This window comes from Sphingomonas panni, from assembly GCF_022664435.1.
Classification (GTDB): domain Bacteria; phylum Pseudomonadota; class Alphaproteobacteria; order Sphingomonadales; family Sphingomonadaceae; genus Sphingomonas; species Sphingomonas panni.
The window spans coordinates 100548-115589 of sequence record NZ_JAKREU010000001.1 but is presented as its reverse complement, the minus strand read 5'-3'; the positions used below and the strand labels follow the sequence as shown (position 1 = coordinate 115589).

The following is a 15042-nucleotide window of genomic DNA, read 5'->3' as shown; positions in this document are numbered from 1 at the left end:
CGGGGAGGAGCTTCAGTGCGACCTGACCGGCACCCCCGCCGCCGCGAGCGCAGCATGTGCGTCGGCCACCGACGCTTCGCCGAAATGGAAGATCGACGCCGCCAGCACCGCGCTCGCATGACCCTGCGTCACGCCCGCAACCAAATGATCGAGCGTGCCGACGCCGCCCGACGCCACCACCGGCACCGACACCGCATCGGCAATCGTGCGGATCAGGTCGAGATCGTAGCCGTCGCGCGTCCCGTCGCGGTCCATCGACGTGACCAGCAACTCGCCTGCGCCCAGCTTCGCCAGCTTCAGCGCGTGTTCGACCGCATCGATCCCTGTCGCCCGTCGCCCGCCATGGGTGAAGACTTCCCAATGGCCATCGACCTGCCGTGCATCGACCGAGGCGGTAACGCACTGGCTGCCAAAGCGGTCGGCGATGTCGGCGACCAGTTCGGGCCGCGCCACGGCGGCGGAGTTCACCGCGACCTTGTCGGCCCCGGCCAGCAGCAGCGCGCGGGCATCGTCGGGCGAACGCACTCCGCCGCCGACGGTCAGCGGCATGAAGCACACTTCGGCGGTACGGCGCACCACGTCGATGATCGTATCGCGCCCCTCATGGCTGGCACCGATGTCGAGGAAGGTCAGTTCATCCGCGCCGGCGGCGTCATAGGCGCGTGCCTGTTCGACCGGATCGCCCGCATCGCGCAGGTCGACGAAGTTCACGCCCTTCACCACCCGCCCGGCATGGACGTCGAGGCAGGGGATGACCCGCGCCCGCACCGTCATGCGGCGGCGACCCGGATCGCTTCGGCAAGGTCGAGGCGACCGTCATACAGCGCGCGGCCGGTAATGACGCCCTCGATCCCCGCCTTGCCCTTCAACGCATGGATATCCTCGATTCCCGCCACGCCACCGCTGGCGATGACCGGGATCGATACGGCCGCGGCGAGCGCGGCGGTCGCCTCGACATTGCAGCCTTTCAGCATCCCGTCGCGCCCGACATCGGTGAACAGGACGGCGGCGACCCCGGCATCCTCGAACCGGCGGGCGAGGTCGGTGACCGAAACGGTCGAGACGTCGGCCCAGCCCCGCGTCGCGACCATGCCGTCCCACGCATCGACCGCTACCACGATCTGCCCCGGACAGGCGGCAGCAGCTTCGCGGACGAAATCGGGGTCCTCCAGCGCGGCGGTACCGATCACGACCCGCGCAACGCCCAGGTCGAGCCAGCGGTCGACATTGGCGCGGTTGCGGATGCCACCGCCCAGCTGCACCCGGCCGGGAAACGCCTTCAGGATGCCGGCGACCGCATCGCCATTGACCGACTGGCCGGCGAACGCCCCGTCGAGATCGACGACGTGCAGATGATCCGCGCCGGCATCGGCGAACAGTGTCGCCTGATGCGCCGGATCGTCGCCATAGACGGTGGCGCGGTCCATGTCGCCCTCCGCCAGACGGACGACCTGTCCGCCCTTCAGGTCGATCGCCGGGAAAACCGTCAAGGACGCCATTCTAGAAACCTCTCCAGCAGCGCGATGCCGTAGCGCTGGCTCTTTTCGGGATGGAACTGCACGCCCAATAGATTGTCGCGGCCGATCGCCGCGGTCACCGGGCCGCCATGGTCGGTGGTCGCCAGCACATGGCTACCCTCGAACGCATAGCTGTGCAGGAAATAGGCCTCGCCCGGCACCAGCAGCGGGTGGGCCGCGGCGGGAACGACGTCGTTCCAGCCCATATGCGGCACGGTGATGCCGGGGGCAGGGGAGAGGCGGCGGACGGTGCCGTCGATCCAGCCGAGGCCGGCATGGCTGCCGAACTCCTCACCGGTGGTGGCCAGCAACTGCATCCCCACGCACACGCCGAGGAACGGTACGCCGCCACCCAGCACCCGCGTCCGCATCGCCTCGACCATGCCGGGGATAGCGGAAAGCCCGTTCATGCACGCGGCAAAGGCGCCGACGCCCGGCAGGACGATCCGATCGGCCTTTGCCACCACATCCGGGTCGGCGGTGATCGCCAGATCACGCGCGCCGGCAGCCTTCAGCGCATTGGCGACCGAATGGAGATTGCCCGCGCCGTAATCGATCAGTGCGATCAAAACAGGTCGCCGATCTGGTCCATCGCCAGCGTCATCGTGAAGGCGACGACCTCGACCGTTGCGACACCGTTGACGACGAACGGATCGGTTTCCGCAAGGGCGCGCACAGCGTCCTCCTCACCCCGGAACAGCAGCACGCCACCGGTCGGCGGATTGCGGCGACCGGCCAGCAGCATCGTGCCTTCCTCCATCGCGCCCTTGATCCACGCGACATGCGCGTCACGGTGGACGTCGACCTCGTCCAGCGGCTTCACATAGCTGAGCATCGCCAGGCACATCGGCTGCATCGGACGGGCTACCATGTCACAACACTCCCTTGGTCGACGGGATGGCATCGCCCTTGCGCGGGTCGATCTCGGTCGCGGTGCGTAAACTGCGCGCCAGCCCCTTGAAGATGCTCTCGGCGATATGGTGATTGTTGCTGCCGTAGATCGTCTCGACATGCAGCGTGATGCCGGCGGCCTGCGCGAAGCTGTGGCAGAAATGGCCGAACATCTCGGTATCCATCGTGCCGAGCTGTGCCTGGGTGAACGTCACCTTCCACACCAGCCATGGCCGCCCCGAAATGTCGAGCGCGACGCGGGTCAGCGTCTCGTCCATCGGCGACAGCGCGTCGCCATAGCGGCGGATGCCGCGCTTGTCGCCCAGCGCCTTGGCGAACGCCTCACCGATGGCGATGCCGGTATCCTCGACCGTGTGGTGCGCGTCGATATGTAGGTCGCCCTTGGTCCGCACTGTCAGGTCGATCAGAGAATGCCGCGACAATTGTTCGAGCATATGGTCGAAGAAACCGACGCCGGTCGACACGTCATAGATGCCGGTACCGTCGAGGTTGACCGTGACGTCGATCGACGTCTCGCTGGTCGTGCGGGCGATGGTGGCGGTGCGCATGGTCGCCTCCATAGCGTCTGCCGCTTCCCATGCAACGCAACGAATCTTGACGCCCCGTCAAACGCCGCTACCCAAGGGCGCCATGAGCCAGCCCGTCGCCGACAGCCTGATCCCGTATGACGAGATCGTCCAGGAAGCCCTGCGCGCCGTAGTCGGCCGCGTGCTGGGGCAGGTATCCGCCACCGGCGCGCTGCCGGGCGAGCATCATTTCTACATCACGTTCAAGACGCAGGCACCGGGCGTCGACATTCCGAAGCGGCTGATCGAGCGTTTTCCGGACGAGATGACGATCGTCATCCAGCATCGCTTCTGGGACCTGACCGTCGATGCCGAGCGGTTTTCTGTGGGCCTGAGCTTCGGCGGCATCCCGTCGACCCTGGTCATTCCCTATGCGGCGATCACCGGCTTTCACGATCCGGCGGTCAATTTCGAGCTGCGCTTTCAGGCGAATGACGAGCCGGGCGACGAACCCGAGCCGCATGATCCGCCCGAAAACGACGCGCCGATCGCGACCAGCGAGGACGGGTCGAACGTCGTCGCGGTGGACTTCAAGCGCAAGAAGTGACGATCGAGGTCGTCGCATCGCCGGGCGAGGCCGAACGCCTCGCCATCCTCGCCACGCTGACCGCGCATAACGACGCGGCGGTCGGGCCGACGGAGCGGCGGCAGGTCGCCATCGTCCTGCGCGACGACGATGGCGCGATCGTCGGTGGATTGTGGGGCATGATCGCGTTCGGCTGGCTGTTCGTGCAATATCTGGCGGTCCCGCCGGAGATGCAGGGGCAGGGCCGCGGCCGCGACCTGATGCTGCAGGGCGAGGCGCTGGCGCGTGCGGCGAACTGCGTCGGCGTCTGGCTCGACACCTTCAGTTTCCAGGCGCGCGGCTTCTACGAAAAGCTGGGCTTCGTACAGTTCGGGACGATCCCCGACTATCCGCCGGGGCATAGCCGCTTCTTCCTGTCGAAACGGATCGACTGACGCGCCCACGGGTTTGGTCGGCATGACCGACACCCGTACCGAAACCGACTCGATCGGCGCCATCGAGGTTCCCGCCGCCGCCTATTGGGGCGCGCAGACCGAACGATCGATCGAGAATTTCCCGTTCCCTCCGTCCGAGCGGATGCCGATCGGCATCGTCCATGCGCTGGCCATCGTGAAGCAGGCGGCAGCGCGAGTGAACCGGGCGCATGGCCTCGACGCAAAGATTGCCGACGCTATCCAGGCGGCGGCGGGCGAGGTGATCGCCGGCGAGCTCGACGATCAATTCCCGCTGGTCATCTGGCAGACCGGTAGCGGCACCCAGTCGAACATGAACGCCAACGAGGTGATCGCCGGCCGCGCCAACGAGACGCTGACCGGCACGCGCGGCGGCAAGTCACCGGTCCATCCCAACGATCACGTCAACAAGGGCCAGTCGTCGAACGACAGCTTCCCGACCGCACTGCACGTTGCCGCCGTCGTTGCGCTCAACCGCGACCTGATCCCGGCGCTCGACCGGCTGGCCGGTTCGCTGGAGACGAAGGCGCAGGACTGGGCCGATATCGTCAAGATCGGCCGCACCCACTTGCAGGACGCGACCCCGCTGACGCTGGGGCAGGAATTCTCCGGCTATGTCGCGCAGTTGCGCGACGCCTATCGTCGGTTGCGGTCGGCGGAAGGGGATTTGTTGCGGCTGGCGCAGGGCGGCACGGCGGTCGGCACCGGCCTGAACGCCGCGCCGGGATTTGCCGAAGCGGTCGCGGCGGAAATCGCGACGATCACCGGTCACGCCTTCGTCACCGCGCCCAACAAGTTCGAGGCGCTGGCATCGAACGATCCGTTGGTCCAGCTGTCGGGCACGCTCAATACGTTGGCGGTCGCGCTGACGAAGATCGCCAACGACATCCGCCTGCTGGGATCGGGGCCACGGTCGGGACTGGGTGAACTGGATCTGCCGGCCAATGAGCCGGGCAGTTCGATCATGCCGGGCAAGGTCAATCCGACCCAGTGCGAAATGCTGACGATGGTCGCGGCGCAGGTGATGGGCAATCACCTGTCGGTGACGGTCGGCGGGATGCAGGGGCATCTGGAACTCAATGTCTTCAAGCCGCTGATCGGCGCGGCGGTGCTGCGATCGATCGATCTGCTGGCGATCGGCATGGCGAGTTTCGCTGAGCGCTGCGTCGACGGGATCGAACCGAACCGCGCGCGGATCGGCGAGCTGGTCGAACGGTCGCTGATGCTGGTCACAGCGCTGGCACCCGAGATCGGCTACGACAATGCCGCCAGGATCGCCAAGCACGCCCATGCCGAAGGGCTGACCCTGCGGGAGGCGGGACTGGCGCTGGAACTGGTCGATGAGGCGACGTTCGACCGGCTGGTCCGGCCGGAGACAATGGTCGGATAGCCGGGATTGCGGATCGCTTTCCTACAGGGCGACCGAATGCCATGCTGCCGGCTGGGGAGTGTCGCGGTGAAGCGGTTCGCAGCCATTTGCCGACCATGGTGCGTGACGCTGCGAAAATGTGGCGAGTGTGAACTTTGTGAACTTTGACATCGGCGATGGGCGAATGCGTGCGACCGGGCGGTGCGGCGACAGGGAACATCCCGGCCCTTCCTGCGCTGTATCCGTATAACTTCGGTGAGGAAAATATGGGCGCGACGACGATAGGGGCACTGGTCGGTGCGACAATCGACAAGATGAGCGGCGATGATGACTCGAGGGTCGATGGCGCGATCAAGGGTGCGGTCGTCGCCAATGTCCTGAAAGTCGTGGTGCCCATGGCGATAACCTATGCGGTTGGCTGGGCCGTCTTGCGTGGGGCCGCCGAACTGAAGTCACAACTCTTCGAAACGGAGGATGCAGCATGATCGGACGGATTATCGGCGCGCTCGTCGGGCGCGAGATGGATCGCCGCGATGGGCGTGGTGGCGCAAAGGGTGCTGCGATGGGCTGGCTGGCCGGTAGCGCGATGCGCCGCATGGGTCCGCTCGGCATGATCCTTGGCGGCGGCTATGTCGCCATGAAGGCTTATGACCGGCGCAAGCTGGACAAGATGCGACGCGGCTACTGACGCGTGCCCGGTCCGCCGGTTGCGGCGGGCCGGTGCCGGACGGGGCCGCCCGCGACCGGCCGGACAGACCTTCACATCCCTGTGAACCCGATCGAGGGGCGACGGCTTTGTACCGTCGCCCCTTGACGCCGTCCGCCTGTACGCGCGAATAGGCCGGTCCATGAGCCATCTGCCCGACCCCGACCTCCACGGCTTCAAGCGCCGCGGCGTGTTGTTCGTCCTGTCCTCGCCCTCCGGCGCGGGCAAATCGACCATCGCGCGCAAGCTGCTGGCGGCCGAGGACGACCTGTCGATGTCGGTGTCGGCGACGACCCGTGCCCCCCGGCCGGGCGAGACCGATGGCAAGGAATATCACTTCGTCGACCTTGAGGAATTCCGGCGGATGGTCGCCGACCATGAGTTCCTCGAATGGGCGCATGTGTTCGACAATCGCTATGGAACGCCGCGTGCACCGGTCGAGGCGATGCTGAGCGCGGGCAAGGACGTGCTGTTCGACATCGACTGGCAGGGCGCGCAGCAGCTGTTCCAGATCGCAGGCGGTGACGTGGTTCGCGTGTTCATCCTGCCGCCGTCGATGGCCGAACTGCGCCAGCGGCTGGTGTCGCGCAATACCGACAGCGCCGAAGTGATCGAAGGCCGCATGGCCCGCGCGGCGGCGGAGGTCAGCCACTGGGACGGCTATGACTATGTGCTCGTAAACGACGATGTCGAGGCGTGCTTCCGCAAGGTGCAGACGATCCTTGCCGCCGAACGTCTGCGCCGGTCGCGCCAGACCGGCGTGATCGGCTTCATCCGCAAGCTGATGCGCGGACCGGGCGAGTAAGGGAATGCTGTCACCCCGGGCGTGGGCCGGGGTGACGGCAGGATAGCTTAGGGCTGCACGACCTTGATCTCCGCCGCGTTCGGGGTGACCGGTGAACCCGCCGGCCGTTCCGAAAACACCGGTTCGCTACCCGGGATGGTGCCTTCATCGGCAATACCGGCCGCATAGGACGCGCTGGCGTCGGTGCCGTCGGGCTGATGCGCGCGGGGCGGGGGCAGCAGCTTCGGTGCGTCGGTCCGGCGTGGCGTCGATCCGCGCAGCGACAGCAACATGCCCGCCGCTACCCCGATCCCGCCGAGCAGCGCAGCGGTCGTCCACGGCCGCATCTGCGCCTCGAGCGCAAGGCTCTGCTTGCGGACATAATGGTCCTGGTTCGACCGCGCGCGCCCATCGGCGCGCGGCTGGAACAGATTGTCCTTGGCACCAGGCGCTGCCGGCGTGTCGGTGGTCTGCGCCTCTTCCTTGAAGAATTTCTCCATGAAACGGTCGGCGCTGCGCGGCAGCAGGTTGCTCATCTTGGTCATCGCCATGCCGGTCCCGCCGACGGTCAGGTCGCGCTTCTGATGCGCGGCGGCGAAGCAGATCGCCTTCGCCACCAGGTCGGGGTCGTAGACGACCGGGGGCACGCGGGCGGGCTGGTCCATGCGGTTGCGGGCATGTTCGGGATAGGGGGTGTCGATCGCGGCGGGCTTGACCAACGTCACCGATACCGGCTTGCCATCGGCCTCAAGCTCCATGCGGAACGCCTCGGTAAAGCCCTGCACGGCGTGCTTCATCGCGCTGTACGCACCCTGCACCGGGACCGAACGGTCGGACAGGATCGATCCAATATTGACGATCGCGCCGCCGCCCCGCGCGGTCAGTTCGCGCGCGGCATAGAGCGACGCGGCGACCATCGCGAAATAGCCGACGTCGAACACGCGGCGCTGTTCGTCGATGCCGGTCTCGTCCAGCCGGGCATATAGCGCGACGGCGGCATCGTTGACCCAGGTGTCGAACCCGCCGAACACTTCGCGCGCCTTGGCCCCGATCCGTTCCGGCGCGTCGGCGGCGGTAACGTCGATCGCTAGGTGATCGGCCTTGCCGCCACGCAGCCGGATGCCCTCGACCGCTTCGCGCAACGCGTCCTCGTTGCGGGCGACCAGCAGGACGCGCGCACCTTCGCGCGCGGCGCGCCGTGCGGTGGCGAGACCGATGCCGGACGAGGCACCGGTGATGACGATAGTCTGTTCGGATAGCGGCTTGAGCGTGACGGCCATGACGATACTCCCAGGGCAAACAAGTCGCGCGCTCAACGCGCGGGGTCGCCCACGGGTCCGTCTAAGCTATTGCTCCAGAACGGCCATACGCTGTGGCAGCACCGCCATCACCGCGCGACGGGCATCGGCATCGATCGCCGTCCAGCGGGCGATCTCGTCGCGGGTGCGCCCACAGCCGAGGCACCAGCCGGTGTCGCTATCGATCGAACAGACCAGCACGCACGGGCTTTCGATCGCCTGGACGGCGACCGTTTCGAACGGGTCGCCGTTCACACCGGTCAGCCGGGAATGCGGACGTTCAGGAAGGCGGGGACAGGGCCGTTCCACGCCCCGTCCTCGACCGCGTCCTGCTGGACATAGCGGGCCGGACGTTCGTCGCGACGCGGTTCGTGGCGGTCCTCCGCACGTTCCTCCCGCTCGCGACGGGGGCGGCGTTCCTCGCGGGCCGGGCGTTCCTCGCGCGCGGCGCGGGGTGCCCGGGCCGGCGGTGTGTCGGCTTCCGCGGCAGGACGGCGGCGACCCCGACGCGGAGCCTCCTCGACCGGAGCCGCTTCCGGTTCGGGCGCGGCTTCGACCGGTGCATCGTTCAGGTCGAGGACCGGAATCTTCTGCCCGGTCAGCTTTTCGATATTGGCGATATTCTCGGCATCGTCGGGCGTCACCAGCGTATAGGAGACGCCGGTAGCGCCACCCCGCCCGGTCCGGCCGATGCGGTGGACATAATCGTCCGGGTGCCACGGTGCGTCGAAGTTGAACACATGGCTAACGCCCTTCACGTCCAGCCCGCGCGCCGCCACGTCCGATGCGACGAGGATCGACACGTCGCCCGACTTGAAGCGTTCCAGTTCGGCGATGCGCGCCGACTGGTCCATGTCGCCATGGATTTCGGCCGAGCGGAAGCGGGCGCGCTGGAGCACCTTGTTCAGTTCGCGCACCGTCGTCTTGCGGTTGCAGAAGATGATCGCGGTGCGAACGTCTTCGGTCGCCAGCAGCTTGCGCAGCACGTCGCGCTTCTTGACCGCAGCGACGGGCACGACATGCTGGGTGATGTTCAGGTTGGTCGATGCCGGACGCGACACCTCGATCGTCTTGGGGTTGTCGAGGAACTTGTCGGCCAGCTTCTTGATCGGCGGCGGCATCGTGGCCGAGAACAGCAAGGTCTGGCGCTGCTTCGGCAGCTTGGTGCAGATTTCCTCGATATCGGGGATGAACCCCATGTCGAGCATCCGGTCGGCTTCGTCGATGACCAGCATCGAACAGCCGGTCAGCAGGATCTTGCCACGGGTGAACAGGTCCATCAGCCGACCCGGCGTCGCGATCAGGACGTCGACGCCCTTTTCCAGCGCCGCCAGCTGATCGCCCATCGACACGCCGCCGATCAGCAACGCCATGGAAAGCTTGTGGTTCGCGCCGTATTTCTCGAAATTCTCGGCAACCTGTGCGGCCAGTTCGCGCGTCGGTTCGAGGATCAGCGACCGCGGCATCCGCGCCCGGCTGCGCCCATGGGCCAGGATGTCGATCATCGGCAGCACGAACGAGGCGGTCTTGCCGGTGCCGGTCTGGGCGATGGCGACCAGGTCGCGCATCATCAGGACCGATGGGATCGCCGCGGCCTGGATCGGGGTCGGTTCGGTATAGCCCGAATCGGTAACGGAACGCAGCAGTTCGTCGGACAGGCCGAGATCGGCAAAGGTCATTGCGATTCCATGGCTGGGGAACGCAACACGACCGCGTCCCGGTAAATCCGACCGGCCCTCGCCAAAAATGCCGGAAAAGTCAAGTTTTCGCCGGCTTCCTGTTCGATCCGATGATGGCCGTTTGCGCGAGCGAATCTGCCCTAGCGCGCCGGGACCAACGCCCGGAGCGCGGCGATGCGGCACTGGCCGCCGGTACGCGACCGGATCACGTCGCGCGATGCGCACATCCGTCCGTCACCGCTCGGCTTGATATACAGGCCCGACACGAAATCGAGCGAGGGGCAGTCGTCGGCCAGCCGCGCGCGAAGGCGGCCCCCGCTGCTGAGCAGCAGGTCGACGCTGTCCGTCCGGTTGATCGTCACGGCGGCCAGGTTCTGCAGCGGCACGCAGCGGTCGGTGCGCTTCTCGACCCACTGGATCGGGGGCAGGGCGCGCGGCGCGCTATAGGCGGCGGGCGCGAAGGGCGCGCGCGGCACGCGCAGGATCACCCGCTGGACGCGAACCTCGGTCCGCACGGTGGTCACCGCCGGCGCGTCGGCGGGACGACGCTGCGCCGCGCTGGGCAGGGCGAGCAGGAGCAACATCATGGTCGCTGCGGAAAGCGGCAGGGCGGTCACGCGGGGATCATCCTATGGCGGAATTTAACCTCAGATGAACTGGCGGCAAGAGCATTGGCGATGCTACGCCCATCGGATGACGACCGCAGCCATCGCCGCCATGGTCGCCGACGCCCGCGACGCGTTCGGCGACCGGATCGTGACCACCGACGCCGACCGGATCGCGCCATGGCTGACCGACTGGCGCGGACGCTATCATGGGGCGAGCGCGGCCCTGTTCGAACCGGAAGATGCCGCGCAGGTGGCGGCGCTGGTCGCGCTCGCCGCGCGGCACGGCGTCGCGCTGGTGCCGCAGGGGGGCAATACGTCGATGGTCGGTGGTGCCACCCCGCCGGCCGACGGATCGGCGATATTGCTGTCGCTCCGGCGGCTGAACTGCATCCGGCAGTTGGATGAGGGGCAGGCGGTGGTCGAGGCCGGCGTCATCCTGCAGCATCTGCACGAGGCGGCGGCGGAGGCGGGCCAGCGTTTCCCACTGACGCTGGGCGCGCGGGGCAGTGCCACCATCGGTGGCCTCACCTCGACCAATGCCGGTGGCACGCAGGTACTGCGCTGGGGCAATATGCGGCGGCTGGTGCTGGGGGTCGAGGCGGTGCTGCCCGACGGCAGCGTACATGACGGGCTGTCGGCGCTGCCCAAGGACAATCGCGGATACGACCTGACCCAGTTGCTGGTCGGGGCGGAGGGAACGCTGGGCATCGTGACTGCGGTGACGCTGAAGCTGGTCCCGGCCATTGCCGAACGGGCGGTGGCATGGGCCGGGGTCGCCGATCCGCAGGCGGCACTGGGCCTGTTGCGGCGGATGCAGGCGGCGACCGACCGGATCGAGAGTTTCGAGATCATTCCGGCCGACACGCTTGCGTTGGCGGTCGCGCACTTGCCCGGCGCCCGCGCGCCGTTGGCGGGCGATCATCCATGGCAGCTGCTGATCGAGGCGGTGGCCGCACCCGGCGAATCGTCGCCGGGGCCGTTGCTGGAGGAACTGCTGGCGGATGGCATGGAGGCGGGGCTGGTCGCCGACGCCGTGCTGGCGAGCAGCGAGGCGCAGGCCGAGGCATTCTGGCTTCTCCGTGATTCGCTCTCGGCGGCGGAGAAGTCGACCGGTCCGGCGGTGCAGCACGATATCTCGGTCCCGGTCGACACGATGCCGCGCTTCATGGTTCAGGCGGCGGCGGCGGCGGAGGCGCGCTTTCCCGGCAGCCATGCCACCGCCTTCGGGCATCTGGGCGACGGGAATGTCCATTTCCACGTCCGCGCCCCCGCAGGCGTCGACCCGGCGCGCTGGTATGCCGAGGATGCGCCGGTCGTCACCCGGTTCGTCCATGATGCGGTGGCGGCGGCCGGCGGGTCGATCTCCGCGGAACATGGCATCGGCCAGATGAAGCGTGCCGAGCTGGAGCGGCTCGGCCCCCCTGCGCGGCTGGCGGCATTGCGCGCGATCAAGGGCGGCCTGGACCCGCAGGGGCTGTTCAATCCCGGCAAGCTCGTATCGCTTGCGCCCTGCACCGCCAATCCATAGACGTGGGGTCGAGGCTCGCCCGGGGGGGCGGCCGTCCGGCATGGTATGACCGGACCGACTATAGAGTATCTGGAGACCCTGAAATGGCCAGCGCGCCGCAGAATCAATCGCTTCCGCTGTTCTACAACCAGCTCGAACCACTTTCGAGCCAGACCCATGCGAACTGGAAGGTCCGCGCGAGCGAGACCGCGCCGTTCCTGGTCGGGCAACATGCGATCCCCGTCACCGTCGAGGAATTCCCGCTGGTGCAGCGCCGGATGCCGATCGTGTTCTCGGTCGGCGACGATCCCGTGCCGCTGGCGCTGATGGGGCTGAACGAGGGCGTCAACACCTTCATGGACGATGAGGGCCGGCTGATCGACCCGGAAACCTATATCCCGGCCTATATCCGCCGTTACCCCTATCTCCTCGCCCGGCTGCGTCCGGATTCGGAAGATCTGTCGCTGTGCTTCGATCCGACGTCGGACGTCGTCGGCCCGTTCGAGGATGGCGAGCCGCTGTTCGACGGCGACCAGCCGAGCGAAGTGACCAAGCAGATCCTCGCCTTCAACGAACAGTTCGAACAGGCCGGGCAGCGCACCGGCATGTTCATGAAGGAGATCAAGGATCTCGGCCTGCTGATGGACGGCGAAGTCGCGATCCAGCAGGAAGGCAATGACCAGCCCTTCGTCTATCGCGGGTTCCAGATGGTATCCGAGGAAAAGCTGAACGAACTGCGCGGCGACCAGCTGCGCAAGATGCAGCAGTCGGGCATGTTGCCGCTGATCTTCGCCCACCTCTTCTCGCTGTCGCTGATGCGTGACGTGTTCGCGCGCCAGATGCGTCAGGGCAAGGTGCAGCAGCAGCCTGTCGCGGTGCCGACCTTCTGATGGCGACGGTCGGACCGAGCCATGGCGGGCGCTATTCGCGCGTCGCGATCCTGTTCCACTGGGTCATCGCGGCGCTCGTAGTGGCCAACCTGTGGATCGGCCTGATCGGCGGATCGATGCCGGTGCACAAGGCGGTCGGCATCACCGTCCTGGTGCTGACGCTGGGACGGATCGCGTGGCGGCTGGGGCATCGCCCGCCGCCGCTGCCGCCGCTGCCGCCGGAAACGGCGGGGTGGGAGCGGATGGTGGCGCGGGCGTCGCATTTCGCCTTCTACGTTCTGCTGCTCGTCGTGCCGCTTACCGGCTGGGCGATGTCGTCGGGTGCGAAGCGTTATCCGCTCGACTGGTTCGGACTGTTCCCGATCCCCTATCTGCCGATTTCCGACAGTGCCGCCCATCTGGGGCACGAACTGCACGAAATCGTCGGATTCGGCATGGCCGGGCTGGTCGCGCTGCATGTCGCCGCCGCGCTGCGGCACCATTTCCTGTTGCGCGACGGGGTGCTCGCGCGAATGCTTCCCGGCCGTCGGGCGGTACCCTGACGGCCAGTTGCGATAAAGTCACGGTCAATCGTAAAATGGGTCTTGAACCCGCCTGACCTCCACCCTAAATCATGGTTACACGGTTCGATGTTCCCCCCTTTCGTTGAACCGTGCGGCGCGTTTCACGCGCCTCCTCCCTGAACCTTGGCCACTCCGTGCAACCGCACGGGGTGGCTTTTTTCTGTGCTATTCCGCTGCAATGCGGTGGGGAAGGGCAAGCATGGCATCGGCCAGCGCATCGATCAGCGCGCGGACCCAAGCTGCCGTCGCGGCAACGCCGTCGCCCGGCTGGTCGAACCGTTCGTCCAGATACAGGGCGCGATCGATCTCCAGCTGCAACGCATGGATGCCGGCGCGCGGACGGGCATGGGCAGCAAGAATATGGCCGCCGGCGTAGGGATGGTTGATCGCCACCCGCAGTCCGGCATCGCGCACGATCGCGGCGGCAATGTCGGTGAAGACGCCGGCACAGCTATGGCCATGGCGATTGCCCAGCACGACCTGCGCCGGGGTGACGCCGGGCAGGGGGGGCATCGAATGCAGGTCCAGCAGCAGCGCGATCCCGAAGCGGACATGGGCAGCGGTCAAGGCAGCAGCGAGCGCGGCGTGATAAGGTGCATGATCCCCGTCGATCCGTGCGCGCACCTCGGCATCGCTCAGCTTGCGCCGCCACATATTGTCGGCACCGCCCGCGCGTCGGGGAATAAGTCCGATGCCGCTGCGCACCTTGTCCGACGCCTGTGCCGCAAAGGCGCGCGGATCGACGCCGGTATCGACGTGCGGATCGCGGTCGCGCGCGGGCGACCGGTTGAGGTCGATCCAGCCACGCGCGCGCCGTGCGACGAACATCGTCTCCTGTCCGACAAGCTGCGTGGCGACGGCATCGATATACCGATCCTCCAGCGCGCTAAGCCGGGCGACGGGTACGGTCAGCAACGCCTGCATCGCCGCCGGATAATCGCGGCTGGCATGGGGCACCGACACGACCACCGGCGATGCCGGTTCGTCCGGTCCGTACCGGTCGAACGGCGGCGGGGCTATGGGTGCTTCCATCGGTCGCAAAGGATCACGCTCCGTCGCGCTTGTCGAGCGCCCGGCTGGAAAATCTTAACCACCATCGCCTAGGACAAGGGCTGGCATCGAAGGGAGTCGGATGTTCAGAATCTTGCTGGCCGAGGACGATCAGGTGATGCGCGAGTATCTTACGCGCGCGCTGGAACGTGCCGGTTATTTTGTCAGCGCGGTGGATCGCGGCACGGCGGCGATCCCGCTGCTGCAGAGCGAATCGTTCGACCTGTTGCTGACCGATATCGTCATGCCCGAAATGGACGGCATCGAACTGGCACAGCGCGCCGCCGAGATGTCACCGTCGCTGCGCGTCATGTTCATTACCGGCTTCGCTGCGGTGACGCTGAAGGCCGGGCAGCAGGTGCCGCACGCCCGCATCCTGTCCAAGCCGTTCCACCTGCGCGAGCTGGTGGCCGAGGTCGACCGGTTGTTCGAGGGAGAAAGAATCCCGACAAGCAATTAAGGGCTTGTCAGGCGGAATCGACGCGGCTAACAGCGCGTCTCCGGTTTCGCTCCCTTCTCCGGAAGGACAGCGCCGGGCGCGTAGCTCAGTGGTAGAGCACTGTGTTGACATCGCAGGGGTCGCAAGTTCAATCCTTGCCGCGCCCACCATTTAAA

The 15042-nt window shown here is 67.0% G+C and carries 20 protein-coding genes and 1 tRNA gene; 11 read left to right on the top strand and 10 right to left on the bottom strand.

Features of this window, described 5'->3' with window-relative positions; genetic code table 11:
- Positions 1 to 12: 12 nt before the first annotated feature.
- The 5 genes from hisF to hisB are packed head-to-tail and all read right to left on the bottom strand — an operon-like array spanning position 13 to position 2977.
- The gene (gene hisF / locus MF609_RS00615; RefSeq protein ID WP_242414402.1) at positions 13 to 774 is read right to left on the bottom strand and encodes an imidazole glycerol phosphate synthase subunit HisF; all 762 of its coding nucleotides are present in this window, start codon (positions 772 to 774) and stop codon (positions 13 to 15) included.
- Positions 771 to 1499, bottom strand: coding sequence for a 1-(5-phosphoribosyl)-5-[(5-phosphoribosylamino)methylideneamino]imidazole-4-carboxamide isomerase (gene hisA / locus MF609_RS00610; protein ID WP_242414401.1), 729 nt, complete (start codon positions 1497 to 1499; stop codon positions 771 to 773). The genes hisF and hisA overlap by 4 nt, the downstream gene beginning before the upstream one ends.
- The gene (gene hisH, locus MF609_RS00605) at positions 1487 to 2086 is read right to left on the bottom strand and encodes an imidazole glycerol phosphate synthase subunit HisH (protein WP_242414400.1); all 600 of its coding nucleotides are present in this window, start codon (positions 2084 to 2086) and stop codon (positions 1487 to 1489) included. The genes hisA and hisH overlap by 13 nt, the downstream gene beginning before the upstream one ends.
- Positions 2083 to 2388, bottom strand: coding sequence for a YciI family protein (locus MF609_RS00600; RefSeq protein WP_242414399.1), 306 nt, complete (start codon positions 2386 to 2388; stop codon positions 2083 to 2085). Before MF609_RS00600 ends, hisH begins: the two co-directional genes overlap by 4 nt.
- Position 2389: 1 nt before the next feature.
- Entirely contained in the window at positions 2390 to 2977 is a 588-nt protein-coding gene (gene hisB / locus MF609_RS00595) for an imidazoleglycerol-phosphate dehydratase HisB (RefSeq protein WP_242414398.1), read from the bottom strand.
- 82 nt (positions 2978 to 3059) lie between these two features.
- On the opposite strand from hisB, the gene MF609_RS00590 reads away from it, so the two are divergent.
- The 6 genes from MF609_RS00590 (at position 3060) to gmk (ending at position 6853) form a co-directional block, all read left to right on the top strand.
- Complete coding sequence (locus MF609_RS00590) at positions 3060 to 3542, top strand: SspB family protein (RefSeq protein ID WP_242414397.1); 483 nt, start codon at positions 3060 to 3062, stop codon at positions 3540 to 3542.
- On the top strand, positions 3539 to 3955 hold the full coding sequence (locus MF609_RS00585; RefSeq protein WP_242414396.1) for a GNAT family N-acetyltransferase: 417 nt from the start codon (positions 3539 to 3541) through the stop codon (positions 3953 to 3955). Before MF609_RS00590 ends, MF609_RS00585 begins: the two co-directional genes overlap by 4 nt.
- 22 nt (positions 3956 to 3977) lie before the next feature.
- Entirely contained in the window at positions 3978 to 5363 is a 1386-nt protein-coding gene (gene fumC, locus MF609_RS00580; RefSeq protein ID WP_242414395.1) for a class II fumarate hydratase, read from the top strand.
- Positions 5364 to 5506: 143 nt separating this feature from the next.
- On the top strand, positions 5507 to 5827 hold the full coding sequence (locus MF609_RS00575) for a hypothetical protein (RefSeq protein WP_336943600.1): 321 nt from the start codon (positions 5507 to 5509) through the stop codon (positions 5825 to 5827).
- Entirely contained in the window at positions 5824 to 6030 is a 207-nt protein-coding gene (locus tag MF609_RS00570) for a hypothetical protein (protein ID WP_242414394.1), read from the top strand. Before MF609_RS00575 ends, MF609_RS00570 begins: the two co-directional genes overlap by 4 nt.
- A 160-nt stretch (positions 6031 to 6190) precedes the next feature.
- Positions 6191 to 6853, top strand: a complete 663-nt coding sequence (gmk, locus tag MF609_RS00565; protein WP_242414393.1) for a guanylate kinase — start codon at positions 6191 to 6193, stop codon at positions 6851 to 6853.
- 47 nt (positions 6854 to 6900) lie between these two features.
- Here the strand turns inward: gmk and MF609_RS00560 are convergent, their stop codons facing one another.
- The 4 genes from MF609_RS00560 to MF609_RS00545 form a co-directional block, all read right to left on the bottom strand.
- On the bottom strand, positions 6901 to 8112 hold the full coding sequence (locus MF609_RS00560; RefSeq protein WP_242414392.1) for an SDR family oxidoreductase: 1212 nt from the start codon (positions 8110 to 8112) through the stop codon (positions 6901 to 6903).
- A 66-nt stretch (positions 8113 to 8178) separates the two neighbouring features.
- A complete protein-coding gene (locus MF609_RS00555; protein ID WP_242414391.1) occupies positions 8179 to 8385 on the bottom strand; it encodes a DUF1289 domain-containing protein in 207 nt (68 codons plus the stop codon).
- A 5-nt stretch (positions 8386 to 8390) separates the two neighbouring features.
- A complete protein-coding gene (locus MF609_RS00550; RefSeq protein WP_242414390.1) occupies positions 8391 to 9809 on the bottom strand; it encodes a DEAD/DEAH box helicase in 1419 nt (472 codons plus the stop codon).
- Positions 9810 to 9949: 140 nt separating this feature from the next.
- The gene (locus MF609_RS00545) at positions 9950 to 10396 is read right to left on the bottom strand and encodes a hypothetical protein (RefSeq protein ID WP_242414389.1); all 447 of its coding nucleotides are present in this window, start codon (positions 10394 to 10396) and stop codon (positions 9950 to 9952) included.
- A 106-nt stretch (positions 10397 to 10502) separates the two neighbouring features.
- Here MF609_RS00545 and MF609_RS00540 point away from each other — a divergent pair, with 106 nt between their 5' ends.
- The 3 genes from MF609_RS00540 to MF609_RS00530 all read left to right on the top strand — a co-directional run bounded on the left by MF609_RS00540 (position 10503) and on the right by MF609_RS00530 (position 13356).
- On the top strand, positions 10503 to 11945 hold the full coding sequence (locus tag MF609_RS00540; RefSeq protein WP_242414388.1) for an FAD-binding oxidoreductase: 1443 nt from the start codon (positions 10503 to 10505) through the stop codon (positions 11943 to 11945).
- Positions 11946 to 12028: 83 nt separating this feature from the next.
- Positions 12029 to 12814 carry a SapC family protein gene (locus MF609_RS00535; protein ID WP_242414387.1) on the top strand — a complete coding sequence of 262 codons (786 nt, stop codon included), beginning with the start codon at positions 12029 to 12031 and terminating at the stop codon, positions 12812 to 12814.
- Complete coding sequence (locus MF609_RS00530) at positions 12814 to 13356, top strand: cytochrome b (RefSeq protein WP_242414386.1); 543 nt, start codon at positions 12814 to 12816, stop codon at positions 13354 to 13356. Before MF609_RS00535 ends, MF609_RS00530 begins: the two co-directional genes overlap by 1 nt.
- Positions 13357 to 13542: 186 nt before the next feature.
- Here the strand turns inward: MF609_RS00530 and MF609_RS00525 are convergent, their stop codons facing one another.
- Positions 13543 to 14409 carry an N-formylglutamate amidohydrolase gene (locus tag MF609_RS00525; protein ID WP_242414385.1) on the bottom strand — a complete coding sequence of 289 codons (867 nt, stop codon included), beginning with the start codon at positions 14407 to 14409 and terminating at the stop codon, positions 13543 to 13545.
- A gap of 100 nt (positions 14410 to 14509) precedes the next feature.
- Here MF609_RS00525 and cpdR point away from each other — a divergent pair, with 100 nt between their 5' ends.
- Positions 14510 to 14887, top strand: a complete 378-nt coding sequence (gene cpdR / locus MF609_RS00520; RefSeq protein WP_242414384.1) for a cell cycle two-component system response regulator CpdR — start codon at positions 14510 to 14512, stop codon at positions 14885 to 14887.
- Between the two features lie 74 nt (positions 14888 to 14961).
- A tRNA-Val gene (locus MF609_RS00515) sits at positions 14962 to 15036 on the top strand.
- Positions 15037 to 15042: the final 6 nt, after the last annotated feature.